Genomic DNA, 14,968 nt, shown 5'->3' on the forward strand with positions numbered 1-14,968 from the left:
TCAGGCAAATATCGGCAGCATCAGGTACAGCTTGATCACCAGCGCGTTGACGATATCAATGAAGAATGCGCCGACCATCGGGACCACCAGAAACGCCATATGCGATGGCCCGAACCGTTCGGTGATCGCCTGCATGTTGGCGATAGCCGTTGGGGTAGCCCCCAGACCAAACCCGCAGTGACCGGCCGCCAGCACCGCCGCATCATAGTTTTTCCCCATCATGCGCCAGGTCACGAACATGGCATACAGCGCCATAAACAGCGCCTGCACCGCCAGAATCGCCACCATCGGCAGCGCCAGCGAGGCCAGTTCCCACAGCTTAAGGCTCATCAGCGCCATCGCCAGGAACAGCGACAGACAGACGTTGCCAAGCACCGATACCGCACGGTCAAACACGCGATAGAAGCCCATCAGCGCCAGACCGTTGCTCAGGATCACCCCGATAAACAGCACGCAGACAAAGGTCGGCAGTTCAAACGCCGTTCCCGCCAGCCATTGCGCAACCACTTTGCCCACGGTCAGGCAGATGGCAATCATCGCGATGGTTTCAATCATCACCAGCGAGGTGATGCTGCGGCCAACGTCCGGTTTTTCAAACGCGGTCGGCACCATTTCATCGTCCGGTCTGCCATTCGGCGTGGTGGAGTGCTTCACCAGATAACGTGCTACCGGGCCGCCAATCAGGCCACCCAGTACCAGGCCAAAGGTCGCGCAGGCCATCGCCACTTCCGTCGCGTTTTCAAAACCGTAGCGTTCGATGAACAGCTTGCTCCACGCCGCGCCGGTGCCGTGACCGCCCGAAAGGGTAATCGACCCCGCCAGCAGCCCCATCAGCGGATCCAGCCCCAGCAGCGTTGCCATACCGATGCCAATGGCGTTCTGCATCAGCAGCAACCCCACCACCACAATCAGGAATACGCCGAGCACCTTACCGCCCGAGCGCAGGCTCGCCAGGTTGGCGTTCAGGCCGATGGTGGCAAAGAAAGCCAGCATCAGCGGGTCTTTCAGGGACATATCAAAATCAATTTCCCAGCCCATGCTTTTTTTCAGTATCAGCAAGGCCAGCGCCACCAGCAGACCGCCGGCGACAGGTTCAGGAATAGTGTATTTTTTCAGAAAGGAAACGCTGTGGACCAGCTTGCGACCAAGCAGAAGAACCAGCGTTGCGGCAACAAGGGTCGACAACGTATCGAGATGAATCATAAAAGGCTCCTGTTATGCGCGTATTCCATACACACGCGGCGTTATCCTGGGCCGGTTTGCGCTCGTCATGAGCCCCCGGCGCAAAAAGTGTAATTTTTTTTTCCGATAGGTTGTAAAAAACCTGCTCACAGCGGCAGATTTTCTTCCTTTTTTTTGCTGGCAATCGTTTGCTTTTACCAGGTGGTCAGATAAAATGCCCGCTTTTCCACCGTGGGATTGCCGCCGATGTCCGTTAACACCATAGAATCGCCAGATGCGCAACCGATTGCGCAGAAGCAAAATAGCGAACTGATTTACCGCCTTGAAGACCGACCGCCGCTGCCGCAGACGCTTTTTGCCGCCTGCCAGCATCTTCTGGCGATGTTTGTTGCGGTGATCACCCCGGCGCTGCTGATTTGCCAGGCGCTCGGTTTACCGGCGCAGGACACGCAGCACATTATCAGTATGTCTCTGTTCGCCTCCGGTGTGGCCTCCATTATTCAAATTAAAGCCTGGGGCCCGGTGGGGTCTGGGCTACTGTCGATTCAGGGCACCAGCTTTAACTTCGTGGCGCCGCTGATCATGGGCGGTACGGCGCTGAAAACCGGCGGTGCGGATGTTCCGACCATGATGGCGGCGCTGTTCGGCACGCTGATGCTGGCAAGCTGCACGGAGATGGTCATCTCCCGCGTGCTGCACCTGGCTCGCCGTGTGATCACCCCGCTGGTTTCCGGCGTGGTGGTGATGATTATCGGCCTGTCGCTGATTCAGGTGGGCCTCACCTCCATCGGTGGCGGCTACGCGGCAATGAGCGACCACACCTTCGGCGCGCCGAAAAACCTGCTGCTGGCGGGCGTGGTGCTGGCGATCATTATTTTGCTTAACCGTCAGCGTAACCCTTACCTGCGCGTGGCCTCGCTGGTGATCGCCATGGCGGCGGGCTATCTGCTGGCGTGGGCGCTGGGGATGCTGCCGGAGAACACCGCGCCGACCAACAGCGCGCTAATCACCGTCCCAACGCCGCTTTATTACGGCCTGGGCATAGACTGGGGTCTGCTCCTGCCGCTGATGCTGGTCTTTATGATTACTTCTCTGGAGACCATCGGTGATATCACCGCTACCTCCGATGTCTCCGAGCAGCCGGTGTCCGGCCCGCTGTACATGAAGCGTCTGAAAGGCGGCGTACTGGCGAACGGCCTGAACTCGTTTGTCTCTGCGGTATTCAACACCTTCCCGAACTCCTGCTTCGGCCAGAACAACGGTGTGATCCAGCTGACCGGCGTGGCCAGCCGCTATGTTGGTTTCGTGGTGGCGCTGATGCTGATCGTCCTCGGCCTCTTCCCGGCGGTGAGCGGCTTTGTGCAGCACATTCCTGAGCCGGTGCTGGGCGGCGCAACGCTGGTGATGTTTGGGACTATCGCGGCCTCAGGCGTGCGTATCGTCTCCCGCGAGCCGCTGAACCGCCGCGCAATCATGATTATCGCGCTGTCGCTGGCCGTTGGTCTGGGTGTTTCCCAGCAGCCGCTGATCCTGCAGTTTGCGCCGGACTGGGTTAAAAACCTGCTCTCTTCCGGCATTGCCGCGGGCGGTATCACCGCTATCGTGCTGAACCTCGTTTTCCCGCCTGAGAAGAACTGATCTCCCTCACGGCAGGCAGTCAATGCCTGCCGTGACATCTAATTACACCATTCCCGCCTTGAGCATTGCGCATAAATCGTGCATAACTCCCTTATGTTCGTTTCGCGGGATGGAAGACCATGAAATTTATTGGAAAGCTACTCGTCTATCTTCTGGTAGCCCTGCTTATTGTGCTGCTGGCGTTCTATATTTTGCTGCAGACCCGTTGGGGCGCGGCGCAAGTCAGCAGCTGGATTACGGTGAATACCGACTACGAACTCAGTTTCGACAAGATGAATCACCGCTTTTCATCGCCTTCCCACCTCATTCTGGAAAATGTCACCTTTGGGCGGGACGGTAAACCCGCCACATTAGTTGCCAAAAAAGTCGATATTGGCCTGAGCAGCCGTCAGATCACCGCTCCGCTGCACATGGGCACTATCACCCTGTTCGACGGCACGCTGAATCTCTCGCCTCAAACAGCGCCGCTGCCCTTCCAGGCCGATCGTCTGCAGCTGAACAACATGGCCTTTAACAGCCCGAATACTGAATGGGATCTGAGCGCACAGAAGGTCACGGGCGGCGTCAGCCCATGGCAGCCAGAAGCCGGGAACGTGCTGGGTAAAAACGCGAAAATCCAGATGAGCGCCGGCTCGCTGACCCTGAACGGCGTACCGGCCACTAACGTGCTAATCGACGGCCAGTTGAACGGCAAGGAGGTGGTGCTGAACACGATTGGTGCCGATATGGCCCGTGGCTCGCTCACCGGCTCCGCCCTGCGTAACGCTGACGGAAGCTGGATAATCGACACCATGCGCCTGAACGAGATCCGCCTGCAGAGCGACAAAACGCTGAAAGCGTTCTTCGCGCCGCTGGCTACCATCCCCTCCCTGCAAATTGGCCGTCTGGAGGTCACCGATGCCCGCCTGCAGGGCCCGGACTGGGCGGTGACCGATCTCGACTTAAGCCTGCGCAACCTGACTCTCAGCAAAGGCGACTGGCAGAGCCAGGAAGGTCGCCTGTCCATGAACGCCAGCGAGTTTATCTTCGGCTCGCTGCATCTGTTTGACCCGATCCTGAATGCGGAGTTTTCCCCGCAGGGCATAGCGCTGCGTCAGTTCACCTCCCGCTGGGAAGGCGGTATGGTGCGCACGTCCGGCAACTGGCTGCGCGACGGTAAAGCGCTGGTTCTGGACGATGTTGCCATCGCCGGGCTGGAGTACACCCTTCCTGAAAACTGGAAAACGCTGTGGATGGAGCCGCTGCCGGAATGGCTGAACAGCGTCACGCTGCAAAAATTCGGCCTGAGCCGCAACCTGGTGATCGACATCGATCCCGCCTTCCCGTGGCAGATCACCTCCCTGGACGGCTACGGAGCAAACCTGCAGCTGGCGAAAGATCGCCAGTGGGGCGTCTGGGGCGGCAGCGCAACATTAAACGGCGCGGCGGCGACCTTTAACCGCGTCGACGTGCGCCGTCCGTCGCTGGCGCTGAATGCCAACGCCGCCACGGTGAACATTAGCGACCTGAGCGCCTTTACCGAGAAAGGTATTCTGGAAGCCACGGCGACGGTTTCACAGCTCCCGCAGCGGCAGACCACGGTAAGCCTGAACGGGCGCGGCGTACCGCTCAACGTGCTGCAGCAGTGGGGCTGGCCTGCGTTACCGATTACGGGCGACGGCAATATTCAGGTGACCGCCAGCGGCAGCGTGCAGGCCGGTGCGCCGCTGAAGCCAACGGTAAATGGGAAGCTGAACGCGGTGAATATGGATAAGCAGCAGGTAGAGCAGACGATGACGGGCGGCGTGGTTGCAACGCCTGTGCAATAAAGTTTTTGATGTTTGTTCCCTCTCCCTTTGGGAGAGGGTCAGGGTGAGGACATCAGAGCGCATAATTACCTTAGGCCCGGTAAGCGAAGCGCCACCGGGCATTTTCCACCTCAGAGCTGAACCACCACCTCATCCCCCTCCGCTTTCACCACCACACCCCACTCGCTGCCCGCGTGCGAGCCGCCTTTCACGCCACTCACCTTCTGCACGTTGCGCAAGCACACCGACCAGTTTTGCGCGTCACCCGCGCCGGTAAAAGTCACAATGTCGCCCCGACGTGACGCCTTCAACGTAAACGCCACGGAACCGTCCGCCGCAGGCACTTCGCTCACCGCCGCTGCGCCATCCTCCAGGTTAAACAGCTGGAAGGCCGTCCCCGCGTTCCACGCGTAGTCCGGCTTCTGGTTATTGTTACCCAGCGCCAGCAGGGTGTTGTCGCGCACGTAGACCGGCAGGCTCATAAAATCGTGCTGCTGCTTATGCCAGCGGCTGCCATGGATTTCGTCGTTGTGCCACAGGTGGGTCCAGCGGCCTTCCGGCAGGTAGAACTGCACGTCCCCCGCCTCGGAGAACACCGGCGCCACCATCATGGAATCCCCCAGCATGTACTGACGGTCGAGGTAATCACACGCCGGATCGTCCGGGAACTCCAGCATCATCGCACGCAGCATCGGCGTGCCGAACTCGCGGGCCAGCGCCGCCTGACGGTACAGGTACGGCATCAGCTGACACTTCAGCTGCGTGAAGTGGCGCACCACGTCGCAGGACTCGTCATCGTACGCCCACGGCACGCGGTAGGATTTGCTGCCGTGCAGGCGGCTGTGGCTGGAGAACAGCCCGAACGCGCACCAGCGTTTATAGACGTGCGCCGGAGCGGTGTTTTCGAACCCGCCGATATCGTGGCTCCAGAACCCGAAGCCGGACAGGCCAATCGACAGCCCACCGCGCAGGCTTTCCGCCATCGACTCGTAGTTGGCGTAGCAGTCGCCGCCCCAGTGTACCGGGAACTGTTGCGCTCCGACGGACGCCGAGCGGGCAAACAGCACCGCCTCCTCTTCGCCGACGGTCTCTTTCAGCACGTTCCACACCAGTTCGTTATAAATGTAGGCGTAGTGGTTGTGCATCTTCTGCGGATCGGCCCCGTCGAACCACTGCACGTCGGTCGGGATACGCTCGCCGAAGTCGGTCTTGAAGCAGTCAACGCCGATATCCACCAGGCCTTTCAGCTTGTCGGCATACCACCGGCATGCGTCCGGATTAGTGAAGTCGTAAATCGCCAGCCCCGGCTGCCATTTGTCCCACTGCCACAGAGAGCCGTCCGGACGCTTGAGCAGATAGCCCTTCTCTTTCAGCTCGCGGAAAATCGGGGATTTCTGGCCGATATACGGGTTGATCCACACGCAGACCTTCAGCCCTTTCTCTTTCAGGCGGCGGATCATCCCTTCCGGGTCCGGGAAGGTCACCGGGTCCCACTCGAAGTCGCACCACTGGAAGGCCTTCATCCAGAAGCAGTCGAAGTGGAACACGTGCAGAGGCAGGTCGCGCTCGGCCATGCCGTCGATAAAGCTGTTTACCGTGGCTTCGTCGTAGTTGGTGGTGAACGAGGTGGTGAGCCACAGGCCGAACGACCACGCAGGCGGCAGCGCCGGGCGCCCGGTGAAGCGGGTATAGCGGTTTAATACCTCTTTTGGCGTCGGGCCGTCGATCACGAAATACTCGAGATATTCCCCTTCCACGCTGAACTGCACTTTTGACACTTTCTCGGAGCCGACTTCAAACGAGACGTTTTCCGGATGATTCACCAGCACGCCGTAGCCGCGGTTGGTCAGGTAGAACGGGATATTTTTGTAGGACTGCTCGGTGCTGGTGCCGCCGTCGCGGTTCCAGGTTTCGACCGTCTGGCCGTTGCGCACCAGCGCGGTAAAGCGCTCGCCCAGGCCGTAGACTGTTTCCCCCACGCCCAGATCCAGACGCTCGAACACGTAATTACGGTCGGCGTTACTGTCCTGCACGTAGCCGTTGTTTTTCAGCTGGCTGCCGGAAATGCGCTGGCCGTTGCGCAGGAAATCCAGCGCCCAGAACTCGCCTTTGGTGACGCGCACGCTGACGCTGCCGCTTTTCAGCTCGGCAAATTCGGCGTTGTTTTCAATCTCGACCTTCACGTCTTTCAGAACGTTCAGCGGATAGTGCGGGCCGCTGTTCAGCGCGCCCTGGAAGTGCTCGATGCGCACCCCGACAATCCCTTCCTGTGGAGCAAACAGGCGCACCGTGAACATCAACGTGTCGAGCTGCCAGGTGCGCTCACGCACGTCGCGCGGCGCAACATACACCACCAGGTCATTGCCCTGCTGCTCCACGTCGAACACCTGAACCGGATAGGTCACGTTCAGGCCCGGTTGAATAAGCCAGTTTCCATCACTGATTTTCATGCTTTCATCCTCTTAGTTCTGCAATTCTTTGCTGACCGGCAGGTTTTCAAAATCCTGCTGATTGCGGCGCGCGCCCTGCGCCAGCTCGCGCAGGATTTTGGTCAGGAAGGGGGTTTTCAGCGTGTAGTAGCGTTTGGCGATAATGGCGCTCAGCACGTAGCAGATCGCCGGCGCCAGCGTAAACAGGCCGATAATGATGCTGATGGTCGCGCTGTTCTGGGTTTTGGCCGCCGCGTCGTAGCCGCCGCCTGCCAGCATCCAGCCGATCATCGCCCCGCCCAGCGCCAGGCCGAGCTTCAGCACGAACAGCGTGCCCGCAAAGCTGATGCCGGTCAGGCGTTTGCCGTTGGTCCATTCGCCGTAGTCGACGGTATCGGACATCATTACCCACTGGATTGGCGTCACCAGCTGGTGCAGCACGCCGATAACGAAGATAAAGGAGAACATCAGCACGGTGGCATGCATCGGTACGAAGAACATCGCCACGCTGACCACCGCCAGCGCGGCGTTGGTCCACCAGAAGATGCTGACCTTGCACTTCCAGTCGGTGAGCGGTTTCGCCAGCGCGGAGCCGATCAGGTTGCCGACACAGTAGGTGGTGAGGAACGCGACGAACACCTCCGGCGAGCCCATGATCCAGGTGCAGTAGTACATCATCGCGCCGCCGCGCACGCAGACGGCGAGGATGTTGAGGATGGTGAGCACGCCGACAATGCGCCACTGGTCGTTTTGCCAGATATCGCGCAGGTCTTCCCGCATGGAGGTGGTGCTCGGCGGCACCTGGATGCGCTCTTTGGTGGTGAAGAAGCAGAACGCCAGCATCAGGAACGCGACCACCGACAGCACGGCGATCCCGCCCTGGAAGCCGAACGCCTTATCGTCGCCGCCGATCAGGTTCACCAGCGGCATCATCAGCACCGTGGAGAGCATGCCACCCGCCGTCGCCAGCACGAAGCGCCAGGACTGAAGGGAGATACGCTGCGTCGGGTCGCTGGTGATTACCCCGCCAAGCGCGCAGTAGGGGATGTTGACCACGGTATAGAGCAGGGTCAGCAGGGTGTAAGTCACGGCGGCGTAAACCATTTTGCCGTTGAGGCTGAGGTCCGGTGTGGTGTAGGCCAGCACGCAGACGATGCCGAACGGGATGGCGCCGAACAAAATCCACGGGCGGAACTTGCCCCAGCGGCTGCGGGTGCGGTCGGCAATCAGCCCCATGCACGGGTCAGAGATTGCATCCAGCGCGCGGGCCAGCAGGAACATGGTGCCGACAAACCCGGCGGGAATGCCGAAAATATCGGTGTAGAAAAACATCATGTACAACATGACGTTATCAAAAATGATGTGGCTGGCGGCGTCACCCATACCGTAGCCAATCTTCTCTTTTACTGACAATACTTCGCTCATATTTTTTATCCTTCACGCTGTAGGGGGCGCTGAGACCGGTTGCATTGGTTTTAAACCATTGTTTCAACGGCGGGTATTGCGTTTTCTGGTTAGCAGATTACGTTTCTTGTTTTTTGTGATCGCGATAAATGTTGGAGAGCACAAAAGGCTAACCTGAGGATTTTCTTAGGAATTAGCTGAAACAGGGGGGTACAGGTCAAAAGAGAGGTGAAAAAAGTGGTGTGGGGTATGTGGTAAATGCCTGAAAGTAGCTATAATGCGCCCCGCCTCCATGTAGCAATCGAGGCGCGGAAGATCGTCATCTCCGGTGAGGTGGCTGGACTTCAAATCCAGTTGGGGGCGCCAGCGTTCCCGGGCAGGTTCGACTCCTGTGATCTTCCGCCAAAAATGTCATTCACCTCGATAATAAAAAACGTCACTCGTAAATAGAACCGCTTATTGCAACCACCTTATGTGAGCTTGATCAATTATTCATTTGAATATTGAGTGTTATCCTTTTACTTATTCAAAAAATATTTAAGGGAAGCTGTAATGGAATGGATTATTGGTGCGGTGATTCTAATGGCTATTATTTGTACCATATTCAAGCCCAGACGGTGTGATATCTGCCAAACTTATTTCAAGAAAAAATATTACACATGGAAAATCCAAGGAAAGAAACAACATCTATGCCCCAACTGCAATGGTAAAATGCAGCGTCGAGTTAGTTCGCAAAAATTTAAGAGTAGATTTGGTTAAAAGTTTTTTAATCATTTTTTAATCGCAAACTTCAGGATAATCATAAATGATAAGTTTTTTATTATAGTTCTATAACTTATCATTTATTCCCTTATTATCATCACCAAATTAAAAACCATGATAGCTACTTATTCATAAGCCTAAGCCTACAAGCTTCTTTAACCCACTTACTAAAATTCCCTTTCCCCGCAGCCTTCTCAATCTGCCCCAAAAGGTCATCCTCGAACCGGATGTTTTTCATCGTGCTCTTTGTGCGGTCAAAATTTGGTTTGTTTTTCTCTTGCATGGTAGGTACCACTTCGGTTAGTTTTTCCGCATGTGGTACCTACCACATGGATTATAAATTCCTGACAACGCCCAGCAGTGTTGGAGCACTAAAGGGCGTCTACCATACCAACTATCAATGAGTTGATTATAACTGATTCACATTCTATCCAGACACCGACCAATCCGGAACCGAGCGTTCGTTGATTATGGGATACAGCCCAAATGTTTTCGACAAATCGACGCTGAAAATCATCCTTTCTGGCAAGTAGCTGCGCGCGGCGGGGTTTGATACCGGACAGCATGTCACTGTAAAGGTCATGAAAGGATGTATCATTCTGGTGGCGTATAACGAGCAGGAAGCGGTTGCAGGATAAACGCTCATTGAGATAGAGGACGCGCTTGCAGCGATTTAAGCTCCCTGTTCGAACCATCAACTAACATCTCATAAATAGAATTTCTGATGGCGACATTGATCAGCATTCAACTATCCGGAAATTCCGGATAGTTGGCCCGGAAAGGTGACATCAGATTTCCACTGAGTGATCACTACAATCTCAAAGCTACACTCGTAGTTACGCTCAGCTCATGGCTCCCAGTTTCGCCTTTAGCGGCCATACGGCTATTAAACTAATATGCAACGGATCTAACGCCCTCATTCTCACGCTCATATAATATCTAAATTAATAGCCAACAATTATTCACGACAAATATAATGCGAAGATTAAGATATCTGAATTTTTCATTACGTATAAACTATTGCGATATGCATCACAGCAGAAATACAATATTAATAGAAACTTGTACCTATGGTTACTGTTAAAAGATGCAATATGTATTATAGCGACTCATTAATAACATCAATGGATGCGAATAAAATATTGGCACAAAAGTTAGATCACGCCTTAACAGGCGTAAAAGATGAAGTATTAAAGCAAGCGCAACTGTTAGATGATGGGGCAACGCGATTAAGCTATCAGCTATCGTGCTTTACTGAAAACTATCAGGATGTATGTTTACGATTACGCAAAGAAGACTCAAGATTTTTGACAGGTATCGTCCAGTTAATAAAACACAGAGACATTATCTATAAGATGCTTTATATTTATATTAAAAGCCTATTAATTAACAAGAGTGAAAAAAGAATACATAACATACAAATAAATCTTATGCGTTTAGGTGTATCAATTTCATCATCGATGCTCTCCAGCCAGGCTTTTATATATTCAGCAACTATTGCAATCTGTAGTAGTGTTCATACCAACATTTGGATGAAAGAAAAGATTACATCGTTTTCTACTTATGCTGTTCTTGGTTTAAAAGTTTATGGCATCGTTGAGCAGGCATCCAGAAGCGCAAACCATCTAAAAAGCTATAATGCTTATTATTATAATCTACTTTATCAGGAAGAACTTGAAATGATGTTTTTCTTGATTGAGCCCATAATAACGAGATCCCCCATGCTTAACCAAGTTTATGCTTCAGACAGCGACATTGCATATGCGATTTCAAGGATGATAAAGGGATGATTAAAGCTATTAAAGACTGGTTAAAAGGCCAATTCATATTCTTCCTGAGAGGCGCAATACCACTTCTATTCGTCATAATATTTGCATTATTTGCCGTAACCTGGTTACCGGAAAAAATCGCAATGAATGCAATATGGTCAATTGTAGTTATTGTAGGCCTCTATATCCTTTTACGTAAAAAGAGATAATTACTATTTAACAGGAGTAAATTATGTCAATTCCCGCACATCTGTGGTTGTTTGATGAAAATGGTTCGCCCATCGTTGGTCCATCATTACTGCCAGCGAGATTAGGATCGTTTGAAATCCGTTCAGTTAACCATCAGGTATGGATCCCTGAGAGCGCGAATACTGGTCGCTTGACAGGCACGAGAGTTCATTCCCCCTTAACCTTGCATAAGGAATTTGATGCTGCAACGCCTGTTTTGTACCGTGCTATGTGTGAAGGAAGAACATTCCAAAAAGCAGTTTTGAAAATGTATCGAATTCTTGACCATGGTATTGAGAGTGAGTATTTCAATATGATAATGGAGAACGTAAAGATCACCTCAATATCACCCCTGCTGCATCCCACCGGCTTGACGAGCACGCATCTAGAAGAGATTCAACTCAGGTACGAGAAGATTACATGGAAGCATTGCGACGGGAACGTTCTCTACACTGACGAATGGAATAACCGTGCTACGTATTAGGGTATCTAAAATGAAAGTACTGCTAATTTTGGCTGCACTCCTTTTCCTTGTTCAAAATGCAGCATCAGCCCAAATGTCCGGCTTCGCAGCCAGGTATTATCAGGATGATGTAACAACACCAGAAGAACCCACAGAAGTGCCCCTCTATCCCACTATTACCATCGGTAAGAAAACCGTACAAATGAAGGTTACTCACCTGTCAGACATCACCGGTTCACCCATTGAGAAAGACCGTTCCGCGCGCTGGATCTGCCTCCATGACGACGATGGCACGAATTACTGGTTCATCTCGGATAACGAAATGGGTGCAGGATTGCTAACGGCACTAGCCATAGCCAGGGATGGGATTCATAAAGAGTGTGCAAAAACAACGGAACCAGTCAGAGTCTCAGTCGCTAATGTTCCATTGTTGAATGCTACTCACGGGAATTTAGTTAAACTGTTCGGTAATAAGGAGCTCGCCACAAAGAAAGCGATGCTCTTTTATCATGAGACGCCAGTGCAGGATGGATTCATCCAGAGTAATACAGTCTCTTATTCCTTCGATGACGAAAAAGTGCGTGGTGTAATCATCGGGCAAATTACCAGCAACTAGTTCGCAGACTCCCTCTTCCACAGGAACGGGGAGTTAAGCCTGTCCACCCAACCGCATATGCAACAACGGAAACGGATTTCCCTGCCCGTCCAGTTCCGAGCGTCCGACCTGCTCAAACCCCATATGGCGATAAAACGCGACGCCCTGCGGGTTCTGCTCATTCACGTCCACTTCGTTTACGCCAAACTCGGCGATGGCGTGTTTTAGCAGCAATTTCCCAACGCCCTTCCCTCGGCTCGCGTCATCCACAAAAAGCATTTCAATGCGGTTTTCATCCACGCCCAAAAAGCCGTAAATAACGCCTGCGTCATCGCGAGCTATCACGACCTTGAGGTTAGGCAGATAGGCGTTAAGCAATAACGGGCGCAGCGCCGCAATATCGCTTTCCTGTAAAAAGTGATGGGTGGCGCGAACGGAAGATTCCCAGATCGCGACCAGACGTTCAAAGTGTATGGGGAGTGCGGTTTCTATTTTCATGGGGGGATCATGATTAGAAAACCGAACTATTTCAATCCACTCTTTACAATCTGTTCCCCATCACCCCATCCCTACGGTGACGTTTTCCATCGGCACGCCTGCCGCAAGGTGAATATCCTGTAGCTGCTGTGACGCTCCCCGCAGGGATGGCAGCTCCGCTCGCCAGTTCATGCCGTCTTTCTCCGTTGGGCTTTTAACGGAAGTCTATCCAGGCGAGCCAGTAATGCCCAAGGAAGAAAGCACGATTTTTACTGCTTCACCCATACCAGCTGATCAACCCGGAAGCCCAGACTGCGCGCGGTGTTCAGGTAATCCTGCTTCACCGCATCCGGAATGGTCGGCGTGCGCGACAGGATCCACAGGTAGTCGCGGTTCGGGCCGCTGACCAGCGCGTACTGGTACTTATCGTCCAGCTTAATGACGTTATAGCCGCCGTAGAACGGGCCGAAGAAGGAGACCTTCAGCGCGGCGGTGGTCGGCTCGCCGGTGAAGTACGCTTTCCCTTCGCTCTCGTTCCACTTGTTCTTCACCGGGTCGTAACCCCGGTTAAGCACGCTGATGCCGCCGTCGCTGCGCTCGCCGTAGGTCGCCGTCACCTGTTCCAGACCGCGTTCAAAGCGGTTTTCCAGACGGGCGACTTCGTACCATTTGCCGAGATAGCGGCTGGCGTCAAAGTTGGTAATAGGCTGCACGCCTTTCGGCGGCGTGGGGGATTTACAGGCGACCAGCGTCAGGGCAATCGCAACACCGGTCACAACAGGCCATAGCTTCATGAGAATTCCTTTCATTTGCACGGTAGGAAGTTAAGTGTAGTGCACCGTTTTGGCGCTTCATCCCGTTCGGGAAAATTCGTAGTATATTGAGAGTATTCCTCCACCCTGGACACGGACATGGCTTACTCCATCGGCGAATTCGCCAGACTCAGCGGCATCACCGCCACCACCCTGCGGGCGTGGCAGCGTCGCTACGGTTTACTCAAGCCACAGCGCACGGAAGGCGGCCACCGCCAGTACAGCGATGAGGACGTCCAGCAGGCGCTCAAAATCCTCGACTGGGTAAAAAAAGGCGTCCCGATCGGCCAGGTCAAACCGCTGCTGGAACGCCCGACGCCGGGGCGGACCAACAACTGGCAAACGCTGCAGCAGAGCATGCTGCAACGCCTGCAGGACGGCAAAGTCGAGTCCCTGCGCCAGATGATTTACGACGCCGGGCGCGAGTACCCAAGGCCGGAACTGGTCGCGAACGTTCTGCGTCCGCTGCGCAGCCAGGTCTCGGCTAACGTCGCCGCCGCCATGACCCTGCGCGCGATCCTCGACGGCATCATCATCGCCTACACCTCGTTTTGCCTCGAAGGCGATAAAAAAGCGCCGGGCGACAATATTCTGCTCAGCGGCTGGCACCTGAACGACCCATGCGAGATCTGGCTCGAAGCCCTAACGCGCACCGGGCAGGGCCACCGCATCGACATCCTGCCGGCTCCCCCTGACGCGCTGGCACCGGAGATTTTCCCGGAGCGGAAATGGCTGCTGGTCACCAGCGGCAAGCTCACCGCCGGGCGGAAAAAGCAGGTGGAGCAGTGGCAGCAGCAGGTATCGCTTGAAGTGATTATCCTCTGATAATTTTCTCCTGCGGGAATCTTCACGAAAAGTTGAATATTTTCCCGCGCCGCAGATGCTAACGTTTTCCTGTGACGAATAACTCAACAGGAAAACACCATGAAAAAAACTGCCCCTCTGCTGATCCTGGCCTCGATGGCCTTTGCCCCTGCCGCCTTTAGCGCCCCTGCCGGCACGCTAAGCGTCCACATTCTTGACCAGCAAACCGGAATGCCGCCATCAGACGTTACCGTTACGCTGGAGAAGCAGCAGCAGGACAAATGGACTCAGGTTGCCAGCGGCAAAACCGACCAGGATGGCCGTATCAAATCGCTCTATCCGCAGGATCAGGACATGCAGCCTGGCGTGTACAAAGTAACCTTTAAAACCGCAGAGTATTTCCACGGCAAAAAGCTGGATACCTTCTTCCCGGAGATCCCGGTGCTGTTTACCGTGACCCGCACCAACGAGAAGCTGCACATCCCACTTCTGCTTAGCCAGTACGGCTACTCGACCTACAAGGGCAGTTAAGACGCATTGATTTTAAAGGATTATAAAAAATAGTTCCGCGAATACTTGGACAAATTAGTCATGTTGTGTAAGTTTTAGTTATATGAA

The 14,968-nt window shown here is 54.2% G+C and carries 13 protein-coding genes, 1 tRNA gene and 1 pseudogene; 9 read left to right on the forward strand and 6 right to left on the reverse strand.

What is annotated here, in order from left to right:
* On the reverse strand, positions 1 to 1,203 hold the full coding sequence (gltS, locus tag IM313_RS09425) for a sodium/glutamate symporter (protein WP_028015008.1): 1,203 nt from the start codon (positions 1,201 to 1,203) through the stop codon (positions 1 to 3).
* Positions 1,204 to 1,428: 225 nt separating this feature from the next.
* On the opposite strand from gltS, the gene xanP reads away from it, so the two are divergent.
* The gene (gene xanP, locus IM313_RS09430; RefSeq protein WP_014881972.1) at positions 1,429 to 2,820 is read left to right on the forward strand and encodes a xanthine/proton symporter XanP; all 1,392 of its coding nucleotides are present in this window, start codon (positions 1,429 to 1,431) and stop codon (positions 2,818 to 2,820) included.
* Positions 2,821 to 2,939: 119 nt separating this feature from the next.
* On the forward strand, positions 2,940 to 4,628 hold the full coding sequence (locus tag IM313_RS09435) for an AsmA family protein (protein ID WP_192971828.1): 1,689 nt from the start codon (positions 2,940 to 2,942) through the stop codon (positions 4,626 to 4,628).
* A 110-nt stretch (positions 4,629 to 4,738) separates the two neighbouring features.
* Here IM313_RS09435 and yicI read toward each other — a convergent pair whose 3' ends face one another.
* Entirely contained in the window at positions 4,739 to 7,057 is a 2,319-nt protein-coding gene (gene yicI / locus IM313_RS09440) for an alpha-xylosidase (protein ID WP_192971829.1), read from the reverse strand.
* Between the two features lie 12 nt (positions 7,058 to 7,069).
* The gene (locus IM313_RS09445) at positions 7,070 to 8,461 is read right to left on the reverse strand and encodes a glycoside-pentoside-hexuronide family transporter (RefSeq protein WP_192971830.1); all 1,392 of its coding nucleotides are present in this window, start codon (positions 8,459 to 8,461) and stop codon (positions 7,070 to 7,072) included.
* A 289-nt stretch (positions 8,462 to 8,750) separates the two neighbouring features.
* On the opposite strand from IM313_RS09445, the gene IM313_RS09450 reads away from it, so the two are divergent.
* Positions 8,751 to 8,845, forward strand: a tRNA-Sec gene (locus IM313_RS09450).
* Positions 8,846 to 9,323: 478 nt separating this feature from the next.
* Here IM313_RS09450 and IM313_RS09455 read toward each other — a convergent pair.
* Positions 9,324 to 9,485 carry a YlcI/YnfO family protein gene (locus IM313_RS09455; RefSeq protein ID WP_192971831.1) on the reverse strand — a complete coding sequence of 54 codons (162 nt, stop codon included), beginning with the start codon at positions 9,483 to 9,485 and terminating at the stop codon, positions 9,324 to 9,326.
* Positions 9,486 to 9,613: 128 nt separating this feature from the next.
* Between IM313_RS09455 and IM313_RS09460 the strand changes: the two are divergent.
* The 4 genes and pseudogenes from IM313_RS09460 to IM313_RS09475 all read left to right on the forward strand — a co-directional run bounded on the left by IM313_RS09460 (position 9,614) and on the right by IM313_RS09475 (position 12,278).
* Positions 9,614 to 9,879, forward strand: a pseudogene (locus IM313_RS09460) (SymE family type I addiction module toxin).
* A gap of 417 nt (positions 9,880 to 10,296) precedes the next feature.
* A complete protein-coding gene (locus IM313_RS09465; protein WP_192971832.1) occupies positions 10,297 to 10,992 on the forward strand; it encodes a hypothetical protein in 696 nt (231 codons plus the stop codon).
* Between the two features lie 211 nt (positions 10,993 to 11,203).
* Complete coding sequence (locus IM313_RS09470) at positions 11,204 to 11,683, forward strand: type VI secretion system tube protein Hcp (protein ID WP_041911682.1); 480 nt, start codon at positions 11,204 to 11,206, stop codon at positions 11,681 to 11,683.
* Between the two features lie 10 nt (positions 11,684 to 11,693).
* On the forward strand, positions 11,694 to 12,278 hold the full coding sequence (locus IM313_RS09475; RefSeq protein WP_226837538.1) for a hypothetical protein: 585 nt from the start codon (positions 11,694 to 11,696) through the stop codon (positions 12,276 to 12,278).
* 33 nt (positions 12,279 to 12,311) lie between these two features.
* On the opposite strand, the gene IM313_RS09480 is transcribed toward IM313_RS09475, so the two are convergent.
* Positions 12,312 to 12,755, reverse strand: a complete 444-nt coding sequence (locus IM313_RS09480; protein ID WP_192971833.1) for an acetyltransferase — start codon at positions 12,753 to 12,755, stop codon at positions 12,312 to 12,314.
* Positions 12,756 to 13,003: 248 nt separating this feature from the next.
* Positions 13,004 to 13,528, reverse strand: a complete 525-nt coding sequence (locus IM313_RS09485) for a lipocalin family protein (RefSeq protein ID WP_192971834.1) — start codon at positions 13,526 to 13,528, stop codon at positions 13,004 to 13,006.
* 117 nt (positions 13,529 to 13,645) lie between these two features.
* On the opposite strand from IM313_RS09485, the gene IM313_RS09490 reads away from it, so the two are divergent.
* Both IM313_RS09490 and uraH read left to right on the forward strand, forming a co-directional pair.
* Positions 13,646 to 14,371 carry a MerR family transcriptional regulator gene (locus IM313_RS09490; protein ID WP_192971835.1) on the forward strand — a complete coding sequence of 242 codons (726 nt, stop codon included), beginning with the start codon at positions 13,646 to 13,648 and terminating at the stop codon, positions 14,369 to 14,371.
* 99 nt (positions 14,372 to 14,470) lie between these two features.
* A complete protein-coding gene (uraH, locus tag IM313_RS09495; RefSeq protein WP_028014995.1) occupies positions 14,471 to 14,881 on the forward strand; it encodes a hydroxyisourate hydrolase in 411 nt (136 codons plus the stop codon).
* Positions 14,882 to 14,968 lie beyond the last annotated feature (87 nt).

Source organism: Enterobacter cloacae complex sp. P2B (genome assembly GCF_014895985.1).
GTDB lineage: Bacteria > Pseudomonadota > Gammaproteobacteria > Enterobacterales > Enterobacteriaceae > Enterobacter > Enterobacter bugandensis.

Bases quoted from the DNA above. Each gene is read 5' to 3' on its own strand.
- IM313_RS09490 (WP_192971835.1), top strand. From the start codon at position 13,646: ATGGCTTACTCCATCGGCGAATTCGCCAGACTCAGCGGCATCACCGCC.
- gltS (WP_028015008.1), bottom strand. From the start codon at position 1,203: ATGATTCATCTCGATACGTTGTCGACCCTTGTTGCCGCAACGCTGGTT.
- IM313_RS09435 (WP_192971828.1), top strand. From the start codon at position 2,940: ATGAAATTTATTGGAAAGCTACTCGTCTATCTTCTGGTAGCCCTGCTT.
- IM313_RS09455 (WP_192971831.1), bottom strand. From the start codon at position 9,485: ATGCAAGAGAAAAACAAACCAAATTTTGACCGCACAAAGAGCACGATG.
- yicI (WP_192971829.1), bottom strand. From the start codon at position 7,057: ATGAAAATCAGTGATGGAAACTGGCTTATTCAACCGGGCCTGAACGTG.
- IM313_RS09485 (WP_192971834.1), bottom strand. From the start codon at position 13,528: ATGAAGCTATGGCCTGTTGTGACCGGTGTTGCGATTGCCCTGACGCTG.
- xanP (WP_014881972.1), top strand. From the start codon at position 1,429: ATGTCCGTTAACACCATAGAATCGCCAGATGCGCAACCGATTGCGCAG.
- IM313_RS09445 (WP_192971830.1), bottom strand. From the start codon at position 8,461: ATGAGCGAAGTATTGTCAGTAAAAGAGAAGATTGGCTACGGTATGGGT.
- IM313_RS09475 (WP_226837538.1), top strand. From the start codon at position 11,694: ATGAAAGTACTGCTAATTTTGGCTGCACTCCTTTTCCTTGTTCAAAAT.
- IM313_RS09465 (WP_192971832.1), top strand. From the start codon at position 10,297: ATGTATTATAGCGACTCATTAATAACATCAATGGATGCGAATAAAATA.
- IM313_RS09480 (WP_192971833.1), bottom strand. From the start codon at position 12,755: ATGAAAATAGAAACCGCACTCCCCATACACTTTGAACGTCTGGTCGCG.
- IM313_RS09470 (WP_041911682.1), top strand. From the start codon at position 11,204: ATGTCAATTCCCGCACATCTGTGGTTGTTTGATGAAAATGGTTCGCCC.
- uraH (WP_028014995.1), top strand. From the start codon at position 14,471: ATGAAAAAAACTGCCCCTCTGCTGATCCTGGCCTCGATGGCCTTTGCC.